The organism is Nocardia tengchongensis (assembly GCF_054781395.1).
Window position 1 is genome coordinate 1,295,303 of the sequence record NZ_BAAGUM010000006.1, and the last position, 23,115, is coordinate 1,318,417.

2 protein-coding genes (1 of these 2 running past the window's edge) are annotated in these 23,115 nt (G+C 72.5%); both read right to left on the reverse strand.

All coding sequences use genetic code 11. From position 1 onward, the window contains the following. A complete protein-coding gene (locus ACYVKL_RS16965) occupies nt 1–18,972 on the reverse strand; it encodes a non-ribosomal peptide synthase/polyketide synthase (protein ID WP_379164443.1) in 18,972 nt (6,323 codons plus the stop codon). Then, nucleotides 18,972–23,115: the 3' end of a non-ribosomal peptide synthase/polyketide synthase gene (locus ACYVKL_RS16970; RefSeq protein ID WP_379164446.1), read on the reverse strand. It continues 13,877 nt past the right edge of the window; only the last 4,144 of its 18,021 coding nucleotides appear in the window; the start codon falls outside the window, past its right edge; the stop codon is at nt 18,972–18,974. Before ACYVKL_RS16970 ends, ACYVKL_RS16965 begins: the two co-directional genes overlap by 1 nt.

Below are 23,115 nucleotides of genomic sequence, written 5' to 3' on the forward strand. Positions count from 1 at the left end.
TCAGCGCCACAGTGCGTTCAGCGTCCGCGCGACGGGCGCGAGTGCCTCCGGCGAGGTCATCTGCCAATGGGTTGCCGCGACCGCGTGCTCGTGGACCGTGCCGTCGACGGCGGCGGTCCAGCCGGCGGCGCCGGCCAGGGCCGGCACCTCCAGAGCCGCGGTGAAATACGTGATGTCGCCGTGGAATCGAGCCGGACGGTAGGCCTGGGCCAGATCCATCGAGCGCAGGCTCGATGCCAGGATCCCGGTGATCCGGTCGACGCCCAGGGCCGCCAGGCTCCAGCCGTCACCCTGATCCGGCAGCGCGACCAGGCGGGCCGCGAGCTCGGACGGTTGGGTGACGGTGCCGAGGTCCAGTTCGCCGGCGCGGTCGCCGAGCAGGCTGCCCAGCAGTTCCCGCACCTCGGCCAGGGCCGCGCCGGAATCGTGCGCGACCGCCCGGACTCCGGCCGGGGCCAGGTGACTGTCGAGCATGGCCAGCATGGCGACCTGCTCGCCGTCGCCCTGCAGCCGCACCGCGACCGCGTGCGCGAGCACGCCGCCCAGCGACCAGCCGAGCAGGTGGTACGGCCCGGACGGCTGCACCGACCGGATCGCGGCCACGTACACGTCGGCCCAGTCCTCGATCGAGTCCGGCAGCACGCCACCGGCTTTCAGCGCGGGCGACTGCAGCCCGTAGATCGGGCGGTCCGAGTCCAGGTAGGCGCCCAGGCCCGCGAAGGACCAGGAGATGCCGCCGACCGGGTGGATGCAGAACAGCGGTTCCGCACTGCCCTCCCGCCGCAGCGGGAGCAGCACGTCGAGCGCGGCCTCCGCGGCGGCGCCGTTCGCCGACTCCAGTTCCCGGGCCAGCTCGCCCGGGGTGAAGGCGGTGAACAGCAACAGCACCGGAACCGGCGTGCCGAGCAGCTCACCGAGTCGTGACGCCAACCGGGCCGCGACCAGCGAGGTGCCGCCGAGCTCGAAGAAGTTGTCGTCCAGACCGACCCGCTCGACGCCCAGCACCTCGGCGAAGGCGGCGCACACGGTGGCCTCCAACTCCGTTGCCGGAGCCCGGAATTCGCGGGCCGCGAACTCCGGAGCGGGCAGCGCCCGGCGGTCCAGCTTGCCGGACGGGTTGAGCGGCAGCGCCGCCAGGGTCACGAACGCCGACGGCACCATGTACGACGGCAGGCGCTGCGCGAGCGCGCGGCGCAGACCGTCGGTGTCCGGCGCCGCGGCGCCCGCGGCGGGCACGACGTAGGCGACCAGGTGCTCGCCGCCGCTGTCCTGCCCCGGCCACACCACGACCACGGCCTGTTCGATGCCGGGCAGCGCGGTCAGCGCCGTCTCGACCTCGCCCAGCTCGATGCGCAGGCCGCGCAGCTTCACCTGGAAGTCGGTGCGACCCAAGTACTCGAGTTCGCCGTCGCGGTTCCACTTGACCAGGTCACCGGTGCGGTACATGCGCTCGCCCGAACCGAAGGGATTGGCCACGAAGCGATCCGAAGTGAGGTCCGGACGGGCCACATACCCGGTGGCGAGCTGGTCACCTGCCAGGTACAGCTCGCCGGCGACGCCGGCCGGAACCGGCTGCAACCGCGAATCCAGCACGTAGACCTCGGTGTTGAACACCGGGCGGCCGATCGGCACGGTATCGATGTCGGCGTCGACCACCTGGTGGTAGGTGACGTCGACCGCGGCCTCGGTCGGGCCGTACAGGTTGTGCAGCTCCGCGCCGGTCAGCGCGCGCAGCCGTTGGGCCACGCCGCCGGGCAACGCTTCACCGGAGGCGAAGACCTTGCGCAGCCCGGTGCAGCCGGCCGCCGCGGGCTCGGCCACGAAGGCCGCCAGCATCGAGGGCACGAAGTGCACGGTGGTGACCGCTTCGTCGCCGATCAGGCGGGCCAGGTAGCCCGGGTCGCGGTGACCCTCGGGGGACGCCACCACCAGACGCGCGCCGACCTGCAAGGGCCAGAAGAACTCCCACACCGACACGTCGAAGGTGGCCGGGGTCTTCTGCAGCACCACGTCGTCGGCGGTGAGCCGGTATTCGGACTGCATCCACACCAGCCGGTTGACGATCGACTTGTGCGACACCGCCACGCCCTTGGGGCGGCCGGTGGAGCCGGAGGTGAAGATGACGTACGCGGTGCTCCCGGCGACCAGGCGGCCCCGGCGTTCCCACGCGGCGATCGGCCCGGACGCGTACCCGCCGAGTTCGAACTCGAGCTCGGCCAGGCGCACGGCCGGAATCGACTCGTCCACAGCCAGATCCGACGCGGTCAGCACCAGGGCGGGCCGCGCGGTGTCGAGGATGTGGGCGATCCGCTCCCCCGGCTGCGCCGGGTCGACCGGCACGTACGCCGCGCCGGTCTTGATCACCGCGTAGATCGCCACGACCAGGTCCGCGGAGCGCGGCAGCGCCAGCGCGACCGTGTCGTGCGGGCTGACGCCGCGTTCGATCAGGAAGCGCGCCAGGCGGTTCACGCGCGCGTCGAGTTCGGCGTAGGTGAGCTCCGGTCGGCCCGCGCCGTCCTCGATCAGGGCGACGCGGTCCGGGTTGGCGGCCACGGCCGCGTCGAACAGCGAGACCAGGGTGGGTTCGGGTGCGACGCCGAAGCTGACCGCGGAGTCGTTCCACTCCTCGAGGATGAGCGTGCGCTCGTCGGCCTCGAGGATGTCGATGTCGCCGGTCGGCACCGTCGCGTCGGCGAGCACCGCGCCGAGCACCCGCTGGAAGCGGCGCACGAAGGACTCCACGGTGGCGGCGTCGAACAGTGCGGTCGCGTAGGTCATGGTCGCGGTCAGGCCGGCGGGCGTGCCGTCGGCGTCGTAGCTGTCCACGATCACCAGGTGCAGATCGAACTGGGTGACGTCGCTGTCGAATTCGACGGCGGCGACGGTGAGCCCGTCCAGGTCGAAGGCGGCCGGCTGCTGGTTGTTGAAGGAGAAGCCGACCTGCACCAGCGGGTGACGCGCGGTGGAGCGCTCCGGCTTGAGCACCTCGACCAGACGCTCGAAGGGCACGTCCGCGTTGCCGAAAGCGGCGACGTCCTCGGCCCGGACCCGGCGCAGCAGCGCGTCGAAGCCCTCGGCCGGGTCGATGCCGGTGCGCAGCACCAGCGTGTTGACGAACATGCCGACCAGGTCGTCCAGCGCGGCGTCGTCGCGCCCGGCGACCGGGGTGCCGACCGCGATATCGGCCGAACCGGTGAGCCGAGACAGCAGGGTCGCGAAGGCCGCGTGCACGGTCATGAACAGGGTGGCCCCGTGCGCCCGGCCCAATTCGGTGAGGGCGGTGTGGGTTTCGGCGTCGACGGTGAAGTCGACGCGCCGGCCCGCGGTCTCCAGCACCACCGGCCGGGGCCGGTCGGTCGGAAGGGCGAGCAGCGGCGGCAGTCCGGCCAGGCGCTCGGTCCAGAAGCCGAGCTGGCGCGAGATCAGCGAGGCCGGATCGTCCTCGGCGCCCAGCACCTCACGCTGCCAGACCGCGAAGTCCGAGTACTGCACCGGCAACGGCGTCCAGGCCGGTGCGACACCCGACTTGCGGGCCGCGTACGCGGTCATGACGTCGCGGGCCAGCGGGGCCAGCGAGGTGCCGTCACCCGCGATGTGGTGCATGACCACGACGAAGACGTGATCCTCGGGAGCCAGCTCGTACAGCGCCGCCCGCAGCGGGACGGCCGCGGTGACGTCGAAGCCCTGGCCGATCAGTCCGGTGACCGCGGCGACGACGGTCGCCTCGGTGACCGGAATCGCTTGCAGTGCGGGCAGTTCCGCGACCGCGGCGGCGGGCAGCACCACCTGCGCGGGGCCCGTTGCCGTCTCCGGGTAGACGGTGCGCAGCACCTCGTGGCGAACCACCACGTCGGCGATCGCGGCCTGCAGGGCCGCCACGTCCAGCGGTCCGGTCAGGCGGATCGGGAGCGGGATGTTGTAGGCGGTGGAGTCCGGATCCAGCCGGTTGAGGAACCAGATGCGTTGCTGCGCGGGCGAAACCGGCACCGGGCCGTCCCCGGTGCGGGGCAGCAGCGGCGGGCGGACCGGGGCGTTCGGGTCGGCCGCGAGCGCGGCGGCGGCCAGCGCCTCCACGTTCGAGTGCTCGAACACCGTCCGCACCGGCACCTGCGCGCCGAACGCGGCGCTCAGTCGCGCGGCCACCTGGGTGGCGGTGAGCGAGTTGCCGCCGAGGGCGAAGAAGTCGTCCGCCAGACCGACCCGGGCCGTGTCGTCGAGGCCGAGCACCGCGGCGACGATACCGGCGACGGTGCGCTCGGCCTCGGTGCGCGGGGCGACGAATTCGGCGGTGCGGAAGACGGGCTCCGGCAGCGCGTTCCGGTCCAGCTTGCCGACCGGGGTCAGCGGGATCCGGTCGAGCACCATGACCGCGGCGGGCACCATGTACGCGGCCAGCGAGCGGCCGGCGTGGGCCACCAACTCGTCGACGTCGACGGTGCGGCCCGGCGCGGGCACCACGTACGACACCAGCGCCACCGCGCCGGCGGCGTCGGTGTGGCCGAGGGTGACCGCGAATTCGACCGTCTCGTGGGCGGTCAGCGCGGCGTCGATCTCGCCGAGCTCGATGCGCAGACCGCGCACCTTCACCTGGTGGTCGGCGCGGCCCACGTATTCGAGGGTGCGGCGACCGGCCCGATCCACCCAGCGCACCAGGTCGCCGGTGCGGTAGAGCCGCTCGCCGGGGGCGCCGTACGGGTCGGCGACGAAGCGCTCGGCCGAGAGTCCCGGCCGCGCATGGTATCCGCGGGCCACGCCCGGGCCGTTCACGTACAGCTCACCGGTGACGCCGACGGGCACCGGCCGCAGCCGGGCATCGAGCACAACCGGGGTCATCCCGGCCGCCGACGCACCCAGCTCCACCGGTTCGCCCGGCAGCAGCGGCGCACTGATGTGACAGGTGATGGTGGTCTCGGTCGGGCCGTAGCCGTTGTGCACCGAGCGGGTGGCGGTGGTCCAGCGGGCCACCGTCTCCGGGCCGAAAGCCTCACCGCCGATGGAGAGTTCACGGAACTCGCGCAGTCGTTCGGGGTCCAGGGTCTGCAGCACCGACGGCGTGATGAAGGCGTGGGTCGCGCCCTCGGCGGCCATCAGGGCGGTGAGCTCCTCGCCGCCGTACACCTCGGCCGGGGTGACCACCAGGCGCGCGCCGACCGGCGTGGCCATCAGGATCTCCAGCGGGTAGGCGTCGAAGCTCGGGGAGGACACCTGCAGGACGCGCGCGTCGCCGTCGACCCGGTAGCGCTCGCGCTGGGTGACCGCGATGCCCGCGACACCGCCGTGCGAGACGACGACGCCCTTGGGCAGGCCGGTGGAGCCGGAGGTGTAGATCATCCAGGCCGGGTTGGCGATCCGCACCGGACGGCGCAGTTCGCTCGCCGCGATCGGGGTGGTGGCGATTTCCGCGGTGGCCGAACGGAATTCGGGTGCGTCGAGGACCAGCCACTCGGCTGTGCCGGAGAGCCGGTCGCGGCTCGCGGCGACGGTCAGGCCGAAGGTCGCGCCCGAGTCGGTCAGCATGTGCTCGATGCGGTCGGCCGGGTAGTTCGGGTCGACCGGGACGAACGCGGCGCCGGTCTTGGCGATGGACCACACCGCCAGCAGGGTCAGCTCGGAACGCGGAATCGCCAGGGCGACATAGTCTTCCGCGCCGATGCCGCGCTCGATGAGCACCCGGGCCAGGCGCGAGGACTCGGCGTCCAGCTCACGGTAGGTGAGCTCGCGGTCCCGGTGGCGCACCGCGACGGCGTCGGGGAACCACGCGGCGGCCTCGGCGAAGTAGTCGCCCAGGGTGCGCTGCGTGACCTGCCGCGTCGCGGCCCGATCCAGCATCCCGGCGCGCTCGACCTGCGACATCAGCTCGATGTCGCCGACCCGCACGGTGGCGTCGGCGGCGACCGCGCCGAGGATGCGGGTCAGCCGGCGCAGCAGGTCGGCGGCGGTGGTGGCGTCGAACAGGTCGGTGGCGTAGTTCAATTCGATGGCCAGGTGGCCGTCGACGTCCGGTTCGTCGGACACGGTGAACTGCAGATCGAACCGGGCGACCCGCTGCTCGAAATCGACCGGCTCCAGGGTCAGGCCGGGCACCCCGTAGGTCTGCGCGCCCAGGTTCAGGTAGCTCAGCACCACCGTGAACAGCGGATTGCGGGCCGGCGTGCGGGGCACGCCGAGAGCGTCCACCACCTGCTCGAACGGCACGGTCGCGTGGTCGAAGGCGGCCAGGTCGACCGCGCGGGTGCGGGCCAGCAGCTCGTCGAAGCCGAGGCCGGGTTCGGGCCGGGTGCGCAACGCCAGGGTGTTGACGAACATGCCGACCAGATCGTCGAGGTCGGCGTGGCCGCGGCCCACGACCGGGGTGCCGATTGCGACATCGGCCGACCCGGACATCCGGGCCAGCAGCACCGACAGCGCGGCGTGCCACACCATGAACGGAGTCGCGTCGTGCGCCTCCGCGACCCGGCGGATCGCCAGGGCCAGGCCGCCGTCCAGTCGAGCCTGCACGCGCGCGCCACGCCCGGAGGCGACGGGCGGCCGCGGCCGGTCGGTGGGCAGCGGCAGTTCCTCGGGCAGCCCCGCCAGCGTCTCGGTCCAGTAGGTCAGCTCGCGCTCACCGATCCGTTCCAGCGACGCCCGCTGCCACAGGGTGAAGTCGGCGTACTGCACGGGCAGTTCCGACCAGGCCGGGGCGGTGCCCGCGGCCCGCGACAGGTAGGCCGTGATGGTGTCGCGCAGCAGCGGATCCATCGACTGGCCGTCGCCGGCGATGTGGTGCAACACCACCACCAGCACGTGGCTGTGCTCGGATTCGCGGATCAGCGCGGCACGCAACGGCACCGACGTGGTGACGTCGAAGCCGCGGCCGACGAACCCTTCGATCCAGGTCAGGTCCGCCGCGTCGGCGCCGGTCCGCAGCTCCAGCTCGGGGGTGACGGCGTGCGCGGGCAGGACCTGCTGGTAGCCGACGCCGTCCGCGCCGGCCGGGTAGATGGTGCGCAGCACCTCGTGCCGCTCGATCACGTCGGCGATGGCCGCGCCGAGCACGCTGGTGTCGATCTCGCCGGTGACCCGCACGGCCGCGGGCACGTTGTAGGCCGCGGACTCGGGGTCGAGGCGGTTGAGCAGCCACATGCGAGTCTGGGCGGGCGACAGCGGGATTCGCTCCGGACGCGGCATCCGCCGCAGCGGCACCCCGGACGCGCCGCCGGTGAGGCGGGTCGCCAGTTCGGCCACGGTCGGGGCCTCGAACACCTGGCGCACGCTCAGTTCGGCGCCGAACGCGGCGTTGGCGCGCGCCACCAGGCGCATGGCCAGCAGCGAATTGCCGCCGCGGGCGAAGAAGTCGTCGTCGGCGCCGATGGTGACGCCGCCGAGCAGGTCGCCGATCAGCGCGGCCAGCGTGGTCTCGGCGCCCGGCGCGGGTGCGCGGTAGGCGACCGAGGCGGCGGTGAACTCGATGGCGGGCAGGGCCGCCCGGTCCAGCTTGCCGACGCTGGTGAGCGGCATCGCCTCCAGCACCGCGACGTGCGCGGGCACCATGTAGGAGGGCAGCTGGGTGCGGGCGTGCGCCAGCACGGTCTCGGCGTCGAGCTGGTCGCCGGAGACGTAGCCGATCAGGCAGTCCGCTCCGGTGGTGTCCTTCGCCAGCAGCACGACCGTGTGCGCCACGCCGGGCGCGGACGACAGGGCGGCCTCGATCTCACCGAGCTCGATGCGCTGACCGCGCAGCTTCACCTGGAAGTCGTTGCGGCCCATGTAGACCAGATCGCCGGAGCGGTTCCAGCGCACCAGGTCGCCGGTGCGGTACATGCGCGCACCGGGCACCCCGAACGGGTCCGCCACGAAGCGGTCGGCGGTGAGCGCGCCGCGGCCCTGATAGCCGCGGGCCAGCTGGGCGCCGGCCAGGTAGAGCTCGCCGATGACGCCCATGGGCACCGGGCGCATGCGGGCGTCGAGCACGTAGGCGCGGGTGTTCCAGTTCGGGCGGCCGATGGCAACCTCGAAATCCGGGTCCGCGTCGGAGAACTGGTGGTAGATGGTCGAGATGGCGGCCTCGGTCGGGCCGTAGGCGTTGTGCACCTCGCCGCCGACCAGTTCGCGCAGCCGGCCGAGCAGTTCGACGGGCAGCGCCTCACCGCCGGTGTGCAGGTGCCGGAACGACTTCAGCGCGTCGCCGTGGCCCTCGGCGATCAGCGCCGCCAGCACCGACGGCACGTGTTCGGCGATGGTGACGCCGAATTCGAGCATCAGGTCGGCCAGGTAGTCCAGCTCCAGCAGGCCGGGCCGCGGAATCACCAGGGGCGCACCGACCATGGCGGGCAGGAAGCACTCCCAGACCGACACGTCGAAGGCCAGCGGGGCGCGCTGCATGATGCGGTCGTCGCGGGTGACGCCGTAGCGCTCCTCGAGCCAGCGCAGCTGGTTCATGATGGCGCGGTGGCTGGTGGCCACGCCCTTGGGCAGACCGGTGGAACCGGAGGTGTACAGAACGTAGGCCAGGTTGTCCGGGTGCAGCACGCCGAGCCGGTCGGCGTCGGTGATCGGCTGGTCCGAAAGACCGTCCAGGGCACCGGATTCCGACAGCCCGGCGACGTCGAGCACGCGCACGCCGTCGAGTTCGGGCAGGGTCGCGCCGCCGACGGTCAGTACCAGGGTGGCGTTCGAGGTGCCGAGCACGTGGGCGATGCGGTCGGCCGGATGCGACGGGTCGACCGGCACGTAGGCGGCGCCCGCGGACACGACGGCGTAGAGCGCGACCACCATGTCGATGGAGCGCTGCGCGGTGACGCCGACGATGGCGTCCGGGCCGACGCCGGCCGAGATCAGCAGGCGGCCCAGGCGATTCGCGCGCCGGGCCAGGTCCGCGTAGCCGACCCGCTCGCCCTCGAAGATCAGCGCGTCCACGTCGGGGTCCTGTGCGGCGCGGGCGTCGAGCAGCCCGGCCAGGGTCTCGGCGGGCAGCGCGCGGGTGGTGGCGTTGCGATCCACCAGCAGCACACCGCGTTCGGCGCCCGACATGATCGTCACATCGCCGGCATTGGTGCGCGGATCGGCGAGCAGGGCCCGCAACACGCGCTCGAAGGTCTGCTGGAAGCCGCCGATGGTGGCGGCGTCGAACAGGTCGGTGGCGTAGGTGATGTAGACGTCGATGCCGTCGGGGGCGCCGTCGGCGCCGGTGGTCTCGGCCAGGGTCCAGTCCAGGTCGAACTGGGTGGCGGTGGCCTCGACCGGGAGCGCCTCGATGGTCAGGCGGTTGAGCTTGACGCTGGGCCGGGCGTGGTTCTGCAGGGTCAGCGTCACCTGCGCGAGCGGCGCGTGCGCCTGGGAGCGCACCGGATTCACCGCTTCGACCAGCATCTCGAAGGGGACCACGGCGTGGTCGAAGGCGGTCAGGTCGGTGTCGCGGACCTGGGTGAGCAGTTCGCTCAGCGACGCTTCCGGCCGCACCTCGGTGCGCAGCACCAGGGTGTTGACGAACATGCCGACCAGGTCGTCGAGGGCCTGGTCACCACGACCGGCCACCGGAGCGCCGATCACGATGTCGCCGGTGCCGGACAGCCGCGCCAGGGTGACCGCCAGTGCGGTGTGCAGCACCATGAACGGGGTGACCCGCCGGGCGGCCGCGAAATCCAGGATGGCGGCGTGCAATTCGGCGTCGAAGCGGCCGGTGAAGCCCGCGCCGCGACCGCTGGCCACGGCGGGCCGGGGGCGGTCGGTGGGCAGCGGCAGGACGTCGGGCACGCCGCTGAGTCGGCGGGTCCAGTGCGCCAGCTGCTGGGCCAGTACGGAATCAGCGTCGTCGGGGCCGCCGAGGGCGGCGCGCTGCCACAGCGCGAAGTCCGCGTACTGCACCGGCAGCGGCGCGAGGTTGGGGACCTCGCCGGCGCAGCGGGCCACATAGGCGGTGGCGATGTCCCGGGTCAGGGGGCCGAAGGACCAGCCGTCGGCGGCGATGTGGTGCACCACCATGACCAGCAGGTAGGCGCCCGGTTCGTCGGTCAGCTCCAGCAGTCGGATGCGGAACGGCACCTCGACGGTCACGTCGAAGGCGGTGCGCGCCACCGCTTCCACCAGGCCGGGCAGTTCACCGGAGGTGACGGGCTCGGGCACCAGGTCGATCAGGCGGGTGCCGGTGGGCAGCACCAGCTGGCTCGCCTGGCCGTCGTGCTCGGGGTAGATGGTGCGCAGGGTCTCGTGCCGGTCCACCACGTCGGCCACGGCCGCGCGCAGGGCCTCGACATTGAGGTTGCCGGTGAGCCGCAGCGCGAACGGAATGGTGTAGCCGTCGCGAATATCGAAGCGGTTGAGGAACCACAGACGCTGCTGGGCGATGGACAGCGGGATGTCGCCGTCGCGCTCCTGGGCGACCAGCGGCGGCAGCTCCACCAGGTTCTCGGCGTCGGCCGCGCGGATGCGGGCGGCCAGACCGGCCACGGTGGCGTCCTCGAACACCGCGCGCAGCGGAATCCGCACGCCCGCGGCCTGGCCCAGGCGCGCCACCAGCTGGGTGGCGATGAGCGAGTTGCCACCCAGGGTGAAGAAGTCGTCGTCCGCGCCGGCCCGCTCGATGCCGAGCAGCGACGCGAACACCTCCGCCACGATCCGCTCCTCGGGACCGGTGGTCGCGCGGAACGCGGTGGCGACGGCGGCCGGCGCGGGCAGCGCGCGGCGGTCGATCTTGCCGGTGCTGCCGACCGGGAAGGAGTCTAGCAGCATGAAGGCGGCGGGCACCATGTAGACCGGTAGTCGCAGCGCCAGAGCGGCTTTCAGCTCCGCCGCCGAGGGGGCCGCGCCCGCAGCGGGCACCACGTAGGCGACCAGCTGCGCGTCGGTGCCCGAACCGTGCACCACGACCGCCGCCTGGGCGACGGCCGGCTCCGCGACGAGCGCGGCTTCGATCTCGCCGAGTTCGATGCGCAGACCGCGCAGCTTCACCTGGAAGTCGGTGCGGCCCAGGTATTCCAGCTCACCGTCCCGGTTCCACTTGACGAGGTCACCGGAGCGGTACATGCGCTCGGAATCACCGAACGGGTTGGCCACGAAGCGATCCGCGGTGAGGCCGGGGCGCGCGACATAGCCCACCGCCAGCTGGTCGCCCGCGAGGTACAGCTCACCCGCGACACCGACGGGAACCGGCCGCAGGTGTGAATCCAGCACGTACGCCCGCGAGTTGAACACCGGACGGCCGATCGGCGCGGTTTCCACGTCCGCGTCCACCACCCGGTGATAGGTCACCTCGACGGCGGTCTCGGTCGGGCCGTAGTTGTTGTGTACTTCCGCACCGGTCAGCTCGCGCAGCTTGTGCGCGGTCTTCGGGGGCAACGTCTCGCCGGAGGAGAGCACCAGGCGCAGTGAGGTGCACTGCGCGGCGGCCTCCTCCGCCGCGAAGACTGCCATCATGGACGGCACGAAGTGGGCGACCGTGATGGCTTCGCGGGCAATGAGTTCAGCGATGTAGACCGGGTCGGTGTGCCCCTCGGGCTTGGCGATCACCAGGCGTGCGCCGACCTGCAGGGGCCAGAAGAATTCCGGGACCGACACGTCGAAGGTCGCGGGCGTCTTCTGCAGCAGCGCGTCGGCGGCGGTCAGGTTGTAGGCGGCCTGTCCCCAGACCAGGCGGTTGACGATCGCGGAGTGCGCAACGGCCACGCCCTTGGGGCGGCCGGTGGAGCCGGAGGTGAAGATGACGTAGGCGGTGTTGGAATCCCGCAGCGGGGCACTGCGATCCGCGTCGGTGACCGGCGCGTCGGAGATGCCGGTCAGGTCGAGCAGGTCGATCCGCACCTGGGCGGTGTCGAGCAGCAGGTCGGCGCCGGAGGTCAGCACGGTCACCGGGTCGGCGGTCTCGAGGATGTACTCGATGCGCTCGGCCGGGTGGTCGGGGTCCAGCGGCACGTAGCCCGCGCCGGCCGCGGACACCGCGTACATGCCGATCACCAGGTCGAGGGAGCGGCGCATGCCCAGCGCCACCAGGGATTCCGGGCCGACGCCCTCGCTGATCAGCCAGCGCGCCAGCTGCCGCACGCGCACCGCCAACTCGGCGTAGGACAGACTCGTGCCCTCGAAGGTGAGCGCGGTCGCGTCGGGGGTGCGGGCGACCTGCTCCTCGAAGAGCGAGATCAGGGTCGTCGACTCCGCGGCCGAAGACAGCGCGAGCGCGGCGTCCACGTCGAAGGCGGTGGCGTTCCAGCCGCGGACCACGAGTTCGCGTTCGGCGGCGCCGAGCAGTTCGATGTCGCCGACCCGGACGGTGGCGTCGGCGGCCACGGCAGCCAGCAGGCGGCCGAACTGCTCGGTGAGCGAGGCCGCGGTGGCGGCGTCGAAGAGTTCGGTGGCGTAGCGCAGGTTGCCGGTCAGTCCGGCCTGTTCGCCGAGTTCACCGACCACCAGGTGCAGGTCGAACTTGACGGTGGGGTCGTCGATCTCGACCGGGGTGACGGCCAGGCCGGGCAGCTCGAAAGTGCCTGCGCCGCTGTTGATCCGGGCGTCGTTGAACGACAGCATGACCTGGGCGAGCGGCGGCGCGCCCGTGGTGCGGTCGACGGCCAGCGCGTCCACGATGCGCTCGAAGGGCAGCTCTGCGTTGGCGAAGGCGGCCAGGTCGGCGGTGCGCACGCGGGCCAGCAGGTCGGTGAAGGACAGGTCGGCGTCGACCTGGGTGCGCAGCACCAGGGTGTTGACGAACATGCCGATCAGGGCGTCGAGTTCGCGCTCGCCGCGGCCGCCGATCGGGGAGGCCACCGGGATGTCGGCGGTGCCGGAGTTGCGGGCCAGCAGGGCCGCGAAGGCGGCGTGCACGACCATGAACATGGTGACGCCGTGCGCGCGGGCCAGCTCGCGCAGTCCGGCGGCGACCGTCTCGTCGACCGAGAACGGCACGGCCGCACCGGCATTGGTGGCGACGGCGGGACGGGGGCGGTCGGCCGGGAGGGTCAGCTGCGGCGGCAGGCCGGCCAGGGTCTCGCGCCAGAACTCGATCTGCTGGTGGGCGACGGTGCCGGACTGGGCGGCGTCGCCGAGCAGTTCGTGCTGCCAGAGGCTGTAGTCGGCGTACTGCACGGCCAGCGGTTCCCAGCCGGGCTCCTGGCCGGCGACCCGGGCCAGGTAGGAGCGCATCAGGTCGCCGATGAGCGGTTCCAGCGACAAGGCGTCGGCGGCGATGTGGTGCACGACCACGGCCAGCACGTACTCGGTCTCAGTGGCGGCCTCGTCGTCGACCATGAAAAGCGCGATGCGCGAAGGCAGCTCGGCGGTGACATCGAATCCCGCGGTGGCGAAGGCGGTGATCGCCCCGGTCACCTCGGCGGCGGTGACCGGCACCGGGCTCAGGCTCAGGCCGATGTCCTCGACGTCCAGGATCTGCTGGTACGGACCGGCTTCGGAGTCCGGGTAGCTGGTGCGCAGGGATTCGTGGCGGGCCAGCACGTCCAGGGTGGCCTGCTCGAGGGCGGCGATGTTCAGCTCGCCGCGCAGGCGCAGCACCATCGGCAGGTTGTAGACGCTGTGTTCGCCGTCCTCGGCCTCGATGCGGTTGAGGAACCACAGGCGCTGCTGGGCGGGCGAGAGCGGGATGCGCTCCGGGCGCGGGCGGGCGGCCAGCATCGGCCGGGCCGCATCGGGATTCGCGGCGACCAGCGCGGCGGCCAGGCCCTCCACGGTGGAGAACTCGAACAACAGGCGCACCGGCACCCGCGAGCCGAGCTCCGCGCCGATGCGCGAGGTGACCCGGGCGGCGTCCAGCGAACTGCCGCCGAGGGCGAAGAAGTCGTCGTCGAGACCGGTCCGCTCGGCGTTCAGCACCTCGGCGAACACGGCCGCCACCAGTCGCTGCGCGGGGTCCACGGGCTCACGGAAGGTCTTGGCGCGCAGCTCCGGAACGGGCAGCGCCTTGCGGTCCAGCTTGCCGCTGGAGTTGAGCGGCAGTTCGGTCAGCGCGGTCAGGGCGGTCGGCACCATGTAGGGCGGCAGCACCCGGGTCAGGCCCTCGCGCAGGGTTTCCGGGTCCAGCTCGACACCGGGGGCCGGCACCACGTAGCCGGCCAGGAAGTCACCGGCGTCAGCGCTGATCAGGCGAACCGCGGCCTGGGCCACCTCGGGGGCCAGCAGCAGCGCGCTCTCGATCTCGGCCAGTTCGATGCGCTGGCCGCGGAACTTGATCTGGAAGTCCAGGCGCTCGAGGTAGACCAGCTCGCCGTCCTCGGTCCACTTCACCAGGTCGCCGGTGCGGTACATGCGCTCGCCGGGCCGGCCGAAGGGGTTGGCCACGAAGCGATCCGAGGTCAGGTCGAAGCGGCTGTGGTAGCCGCGGGCCAGCTGGGTGCCGGCCAGGTACAGCTCGCCGGGCACGCCGATGGCGACCGGGTGCAGGCGCGAATCCAGCACGAACACCTGGGAGTTCCACTCCGGCTCACCGATCGGGACGGCGAGGGTGTCGGAGCGGTGCGCCTCCCGGAAGGTGATGGACACTGCGGCCTCGGTGGGGCCGTACAGGTTGTGCACACCGGCGTCGCTGACCGCCCAGAAGGCGGTGACGGTCTCGGGCGGCAGCGCCTCGCCGATGACGAAGACGTCGCGCAGCGAGTCGAGTTCGCCGGCCTCGGCGTGCGCCGCGAACACCGACAGCATGGACGGCACGAAGTCGGTCAGCGTGACCTGGTGCCGGGCAATGGTTTCGGCGATGTAGCGCGGGTCGCGGTGGCCGTCGGGAGTGGCGACCACCAGGGTCGCGCCGGCGCGCAGCGGCAGGAAGTAGCCCCACAGCGAGACGTCGAAGGTGGTGGCGGTCTTCTGCAGGTAGACGTCCTGGCCGCGGATGCCGTACTCGGCCTGCATCCAGGCCAGCTGGTTGGCGATGGCGCGGTGGGTGACCGCGACGCCCTTGGGCTTGCCGGTGGAGCCGGAGGTGAACAGCACGTAGGCCGGGTGGTCGGGATGCAGGATCCCGCGCCGCTCCTTGTCGCCGATCTTGGCCGCGGAGTACTCCCCCAGCTCCAGCTCGTCGAGGTGATGCAGGGGCACGTCGATGGTTTCGGGCAGCGTGAAACCGTCGCGGCGGGTGGTGAGCACCGAGTGCGGGCCCGCGGTGGCGAGGATGTGGCCGATGCGCTCGGCCGGGTGCGAGGGATCCACCGGCACGTACGCGCCGCCGGCGCGCAGCACGGCGTACATGGCGACGACCAGCTCCACCGAGCGTGCCATGGCCAGCACGACCAGGGATTCCGGGCCCACGCCGGCGGCGATCAGGTGGCGGGCGAGCTGATTCGCCCGCTCCGAGAACTCGGCGTAGGTCAGTTCGGTGTCGCCGAAGACCAGCGCGCGGGCCTTCGGGCTGCGCGCGACCTGGGCGTCGAAACCCTGGTGCAGGAACAGATCCGGGACCCGGGAGCCGGTGGCGTTCCAGCTCGAGGTGACGTAGTCGTATTCCCCGGCGTCGAGCAGGTCGATGTCGCCGACCGCGACGGTGGCGTCCGCGGTGGCCGCGGTCAGCAGGCGGGTGAACTTGGCCGCGAACTCGCGCACCGTGTGGTCGTCGAAAAGGTCGGTGGCGTAGGTGTATTCGACGCGGTAGCCCTCACCGGCGGTGTTGACGGTGAGCTGCAGGTCGAACTTGGCGATGCCTGGATCGAAGTCCAGCTCCTCGGCCGCCAGGCCGGGCAGTCCGGCGGTCAGGTCGCCGAGGTTCTGCATGAACAGCGCGACCTGGAACAGCGGGTGGCGGTTGCGGGCGCGCGGCGGGTTGAGCACCTCGACCAGACGCTCGAAGGGGACGTCCCGGTGGGCGAAGGCGCGCAGATCCCGGTCGCGCACATGGGCGATGAGGTCGCCGAAGGAATCCGCGCCGCGCACCTCGGTGCGCAGCACCAGGGTGTTGACGAACATGCCGACCAGGTCGTCGAGCGCCTCGTCGCCGCGACCGGCGACCGGGGTGCCGATCGCGATGTCGGCGGTGTTCGACAGCCGGGCCAGCACCGCGGCCAGCGCGGCGTGCAGCACCATGAACGGGGTGGCGCGGTGCGCGGCGGCCAGCTTGTCCACCGCGGCGCGCAGGTCGGCGTCGAGCACCGTCTCGAGGATCGCGCCGCGGCCGCTGGAGGCGGCGGGCCGGGGGCGATCGGCGGGCAGGTCCAGCTGCGCGGGCAGCTCGTCGAGTTCCTGGGCCCAGAAGGCGATCTGGCGCGCCGACACCGATTCCGGATCGGCCTCGTCGCCCATCCATTCCCGCTGCCACAGCGCGTAGTCGGCGTACTGCACGGCCAGCGGCTCGTACTGCGGGCGCTGACCGGACTGGCGGGCCACATAGGCCACCACCAGGTCGCGCACCATCGGGCCGATCGAGGCGCCGTCGGCGGCGATGTGGTGCGCCACCACGACCAGGGTGTGGTCGCCGGGGCCCGAGCGCAGCAGCCGGGCGCGCAGCGGCACCTCGGCGGTCACGTCGAATCCCTGTGCGGCCAAACCGAGTACGGTCGCGACCAACTGATCCTCGGGCACCTCGCGCGGAGTCAGGTCCACGGCCGCGGCGGGCAGCACCATCTGGGCCGGGCCCTGCTCGCCGGCCGGGTAGTAGGTGCGCAGCGACTCGTGGCGCTCGACCACGTCGGCGAAGGCGGCGGCCAGCGCCGCGGTGTCCAGGTCGCCGCGCAGGCGCAGCGCGAACGGAATGTTGTCCACCGCCGACGGGTCGAATTCGTCGGCGGCCGAATCGTATTCGCTGCGCGCGTAGTGGTTGAGGAACCACATGCGCTGCTGTGCGGGCGAGAGCGGGATGTGGTCCGGGCGCGGGGAGACCGGGCGCAGCGGCGGCCGGGCCGCGACGCCCGCGCCGTCGGCCAGCGTGGCCAGCGCCGACACCGAGGACCGCTCGAAGAAGTCGCGCACGTCGACGGTGACGCCCAGCGCCTCGCGGATCCGGGCGATGGCGCGGGTGGCGATCAGCGAGTTGCCGCCCAGGGCGAAGAAGTCGTCGTCCGCGCCGACCACCTCGATATCGAGCAGGTCGGCGAAGACCGCCGCGACCGCCTCCTCGGCGGGCGTGGCGGGCGCGCGGTACTCGCGGGTCGTCTCGGCGAACACCGGATCGGGCAGGGCACGCCGGTCCAGCTTGCCGACCATGGTCACCGGCATCTCGGCCAGCGTCACCAGCAGCGACGGCACCATGTACTCGGGAATGTGCGCGCGCACCGCGGAAAGCACCGCGGCCGAATCGATCTCGTGGCCGTCGACCGGCACGACGTACCCGACCAGGGCCTGCTCGCCGTTGGGGTGGGTGTGCAGCAGCACGGCCGACTGCGCCACCGCGGCGTCCCGCCGCAGCGCGGCCTCGACCTCGCCGAGCTCGATGCGCAGGCCGCGCAGCTTCACCTGGAAGTCGCTGCGCCCCACGTATTCCAGCTCGTCCGGGCCACCGTCCACATTCGACACCCAGCGCACCAGGTCACCGGTGCGGTACATGCGATCACCGGCCGGGCCTTCGGGATTGGCCACGAACCGTTCGGCCGAGATCCCCGCGCGGCCGAGGTAGCCGCGGGCCAGCTGCACGCCGCCCACATACAGCTCGCCCACCACCCCGACCGGAACCGGACGCAGATCCTCGTCCAGCACCAGCAGGTCGACATCGTCGCCGGCGGGGCCGATCGGAATATTGTCGACGTCCTCGGCGGTGACCTCGTGGGCGGTGACGATCACGGTGGTCTCGGTGGGGCCGTACCCGTTCACCAGAGTCGCGCCACTGACGCTGCGGAGGCCAGCGGCGGTCTCGACGGTGAGGGTCTCGCCGCCACAGATCACGTAGCGCAGGGTTTCGGGCAGCTCTACGCCCCCGCGCTCGACTTCGGAGACCAGCACCGCGAGCATGGACGGCACGAAAACCGCCACCGTGATCCCGGATTCGCGGATCACGCGCACCAGGTAGGCGGGGTCCAGATGACCGTACGGGGTCGTGAAGACCAGCCGGGCGCCGATCTGCAGCGGGCTGAGCACCTCCCACACCGAGGCGTCGAACACGATGGTGGTCTTGACCAGGACGCGGTCGTTCTCGGTCAGCCGGAATCGGCGCTGCTGCCAGCGCAGGAACGTGGTGATCGCGGCGTGCGTGACGGCCACGCCCTTGGGGCGGCCGGTGGAACCGGAGGTGAAGATGACGTAGGCCAGGTTGTCCGGGCCCGGCTGCGGCAGCTCGGGATCGTCGGCCGGCGACAGCAGTCGCGTGCCGTCGATGCCCAGTTCCCGTGCGTTGTCCTCGAATTCGTCGATGCGCAGCACCGGGGCGGCGATCGCGAAGTCCGGCTGGTCCGCGGTGGTGGTCAGCACCACCGCCACCTGCGCCACGTCGAGCACGTAGGCGATGCGATCGGCCGGGTGATCGGGGTCGATCGGCACGTACGCGCCGCCCGCCTCGATCACGGCGTACATGCCGATCAGCATTTCGAAGGAGCGGCGCACCGCCAGGCCCACCAGCACGTCCGGGCCGACGCCCAGGGTGCGCAGGTGGCGCGCGAGAACCGTGACGCGGGTGGCGAATTCGCCGTAGGTGAGGGTCTCGCCGTCGGACTCCAGGGCGATCGCGTCCGGGGTCCGCCGCGCCTGCGCGCGGAACTGCGTGCTCAGCGTCTCGACGGGCGCGAGCTTCGGGTCGAGGATGTCGGCGGCGGCCAGCACGGCGTCGTCGACCAGTGCCTCGAGCGCCGCGGTCAGCCCGCCCTCCGCACCGTCCATCAGGCCCGGCAGCTGGCCCGAGACCACCACCTGGATGAGCGCCTCGGGCTCCAGGGCGCCGCCCATGGCCTCGCTCAACATGGCGATCTCGGTGGCCAGTACGCCGTAGGCGACGGTGTCGCCGGCGTAACTCAGGGCCGTGCGGTCGGCATCGATCTCGGCCACAACGGCGATCAAGCATGGTAGGTCGCCCACACCGTAGGCCCGGCGCAAGGCCGTGGCACGTCCGGTCCGATGGGTGGCGATCGACTCTGCGTAGTGCATCAGAGACTTCCTTCCGACGAGCTGTCCGAGCGAAGGATCAGGGCCTGCGCGTCCGCGGTGAGCGTGCTCAGGGCCTGATGGAGTCCGGCCGCGCCGAGGGCGGCCAGAATGCCGGGCACCAGCCCGGCGAGTGCCACGTTGACCAGCGCCTCCGGCTTCGCGGCGGCGCCCATGGCGCGGGCGGTGACTGCGATCTTCTCGGCGAGATCCCGGTAGGTCACCTGGTGCTCGCCGTGCGTGAGAGCGACCGCTTCGGGAGCGGTCGCCGCCGCGGCGGCGATCAGTGCGGGCAGGTCGGCCGGGGCGGCGTCCGAGGACGGCTGCCGCGGCGCGACGGATTCGGTCTTCGGCGCGCCCGTACCCGGACGGCGGGTGCGCTCCGCCTCGGTGCGGATGTCGATGGCGCGCACCGCCGCCGCCGGATCGGCGACCACGGTGTCGAGCACCAGCTGCAACCGCTGCGCCAGCAGGCGCACCGAAGCGGCGTCGAAAATGTCGGTGGCATAGGTGAATCGCATGTCCAGGCCGACCACCCGGCCGGTGTCGTCGTGCTGCTCGATACCGGTGAGCTGCAGGTCGAACTTGGCCTCGGTGAGCTCCGGCTCCAGCGCCCGCACGGTCAGGCCGGGCAGTTCGGCCGAGACCGGCGCCATGTTCTGGAACGCGAAGGCCACCTGGAACAGCGGGCTGACCGACGCCGAGCGGGGCCGGCCGGTAGCCGCCAGCACGGCCTCCGCCACCCGCTCGAACGGCACGTCACCGTTGTCGAACGCGGCCAGGTCGCGATCGCGCACCTGCCGCAGCAGGTCGGTGAAGGCCAGCTTGGCGTCCACCTCGGCGCGCAGCACCACGGTGTTGACGAACATGCCGATCAGGTCGTCCAGCGCCCGCTCGCCACGACCGGCGACGGGGACGCCGACCGAGATGTCGCGCTGCCCGGACAGTTTCGACAGCAGCACCGCGAACGCGGCGTGCACCGCGCCGAACAGCGTCGCGCCATTGGCCCGAGCCAGCTCCGACAGCTTCTCGACGGTGTCGCCGGCGATCTCGAAAGCCAGGGTCTTGCCGAGCATTTCGCGCCGGGCCGGCCGGGGACGGTCGGTGGGCAGCGCCAACTGCTCGGGGGCGCCGGCCAGTTCGTTCACCCAGAACGCCAGCTGCCGCGACAGCGGGCTCTGCGGATCGGCGTCGGAGCCGAGCGCCGCGCGCTGCCAGGCGGCGAAGTCGCCGTACTGGACCTCGAGCGGAGCCCACACCGGAGCCGCGCCGGTCAGGCGAGAGGTGTAGGCCAGCACCAGATCCCGGGTCATCGGCAGCACCGAGTAGCCGTCGGCGCTGATGTGGTGCAGCACCACGATCAGCACGTGCTCGGCCGGGGCCAGCTCGAACAGCTGGACCCGCACCGGCGGGGCCGCGGTCACGTCGAAGCCGGCCGTGGCGACCTCCAGCAGGCGGGCGTTCAGGTCCTGCTCCGACACCGGGATCGGGGTGAGCTCGCCGTCGAGCTCGGCCAGGTCGAGCACCACCTGCACGGCCTCGCCGTCCACCTCGGGGTAGCGGGTGCGCAGGATCTCGTGGCGCTCCAGCACATCCCGCAGGGCGGCGGTGAGGGCGTCCCGGTCCAGCTCGCCGGTGAGGCGGATGGCGGCGGGCACGTTGTAGGCGCCCGACTCCGGGTGCAGGCGATTGAGCACCCACATGCGCTGCTGCGCCAGCGACAGCGGGGCCGGGCCCGCGTCGGTGCGGCGCACCAGCGGCGGCAGCGAGTCGGCGTGGTCGGCGGTGGCGATCCAGGTGGCCAGGCCGTCCACGGTCGGCGCCTCGAACAGCGCCGAGACCGGAACGCGCACACCGAGATCCGAGCCCAGGCGGGCGGTCAGGCGGGTCGCCATCAGCGAGTTGCCGCCGAGGGCGAAGAAGTCGGTGTCGAGGCCGACCAGGGTGCCCTCGGCCGCGCCGATGACCTCCGCGAAGCCCGCCGCGACCGCCTGCTCGACGGCCGTCACCGGCTCGCGGTAGGCGGCCACCGCGAAGACCGGCTCCGGCAGCTGCGCGCGATCCACCTTGCCGTTGGCGTTCAGCGGCAGGGCGTCCAGGACCACCAGGGCGGCCGGGACCATGTACTTGGGCAGCTCCGCGCCGAGGGCGGCGCGCAGGGCGGCCGACACCTCCTCGCGACGCTCCGCGGCGGTGCCGGGCACCGCGGCGTAGGCGACCAGCCGGGAACCGGCGTCCGCGGCGGTGCGGGCGACCGCGACCGCGGCGGTGACACCGGGCTGCCGGCGCAGCGCGGTCTCCACCTCGCCGAGCTCGATGCGGAAACCGCCGATCTTGACCTGGAAGTCGGCGCGATCGATGTACTCGAGCGCCCCGTCCTCACGCCAACGGACGATGTCGCCGGTGCGGTACATGCGGTCGCCGGCGAACGGGTCGGCCACGAAGCGGTCGGCGGTCAGGGCCGGGCGGCCGTGGTAGCCGCGGGCCAGCTGGGCGCCGGACAGGTACAGCTCGCCGGGCACGCCGACCGGGACCGGGGACAGGCGCGCGTCGAGCACGTAGACGCGGCTGTTCCAGGCGGGCGCACCGATCGGCACGGCCTGGCGGTGCCGCTCGCGCACCTCGAAGGAGGTGATCGACACGGCCGCCTCGGTGGGGCCGTACAGATTGAACAGCGTTGCACCACCGGCGTTCTCGGCGACCGGGTGCCGGTCCAGGAATTCGGCGGCGGTCGCGGCGGGCAGCGCCTCGCCGATGGCCAGCACCGCGCGCACCGACTCGGGCAGCGGGCCGCCGGCCAGCAGCATGCCCAGCAGGGAGGGCACCGGGTGCAGGACGGTGACGCCGTGGTCCTCGATCAGGGCGCGCAGGCGGTCCGGATCGCGCTCGTCGCCCGCGGCGGACACCAGCAGACTGCCGCCGGTGGTCAGCGCGGACCAGAACTCCCACACCGACAGGTCGAAGGTGGCGGGGGTCTTCAGCAGCGCGCGGTCGCCCGCGCCCAGCTCGAACGTGGCCCGCAGCCAGCGCAACTGGTTGACGATGGCCGCGTGCGGCACCGCCACGCCCTTGGGCAGGCCGGTCGAGCCGGAGGTGAAGATGACGTAGGCCGGGTGCTGCTCGCGCAGCGGGCGCACGCGCTCGGCGTCGGTGATCGGGGCCGCGGACAGACCCGACAGCTCCAGCCGGTCCACCTCGAACACCGGGACCTCGGTGCCGAACGGGACACCGTCGGCCGCCGTGGTGAGAACCACCGCGGGAGCGGCGGTCTCGACGATGTAGGCGATGCGGTCGGCCGGGTGGTCGGGGTCGATCGGCACGTACGCGCCGCCCGCCTTGACCACGGCGTACATGGCGACCACCAGGTCGATGCCGCGGCGCATGGCCAGCACCACGCCGGTCTCGGGACCCACACCGGCCGCGATCAGGCGCCGGGCCAGGCGGTTCACCCGGCCGTCGAATTCGGAGTAGGTGAGCGCGGTTCCGGCGCCGTCCAGCAGCGCGACCGCGCCGGGGGCCGTGGCCGCCGACTCGTCCACCAGGTCGACCAGGGTGGCCGGGGCCAGCGGGCGGGCGGTGGCGTTCCAGTCGTGCAGGATGCGCTGCCGCAGGCCCGCGCCCAGCAGGTCGATATCGCCGATGGCGGTATCGGGCTGCCCGGCAACGGTTTCCAGCAGCCGGGCCAGGGCGGCGGTGAAGCGCTGCGCGGTGGCCTCGGTGAACAGGTCGTGGGCGTAGCCCAGGGTCAGTTCCAGTCCGGCGGGCGCGCCGGACTCGGCGTAATGGTCCACCGCGAACAGGTGCAGATCGAATTGCGCCACGTGGGTGTCGAATTCGACCGCCGACACGGTCAGGCCGGGCAGTTCGAGGGCGGCGCGCTCGTGGTTCTGGAAGGACAGGCCCACCTGGACCAGCGGGTGCCGGGCGGTGGAGCGGGCCGGGTTGAGCACCTCGACGAGTCGCTCGAACGGCACGTCCGCGTTGCCGAAGGCGGCGATGTCACCGGCGCGGACCCGGGCCAGCAGGTCGGTGAACGGCTCGGCCGCATCGGTTCCGGTGCGCAGCACCAGGGTGTTGACGAACATGCCGATCACGTCGTCGAGGGCGGCGTCGCCGCGGCCCGCGATGGGGGTGCCGACCGCGATG

Excerpts from the sequence above, each read along its gene's own strand:
- ACYVKL_RS16965 (WP_379164443.1), bottom strand. The coding sequence starts at position 18,972 with ATGCACTACGCAGAGTCGATCGCCACCCATCGGACCGGACGTGCCACG.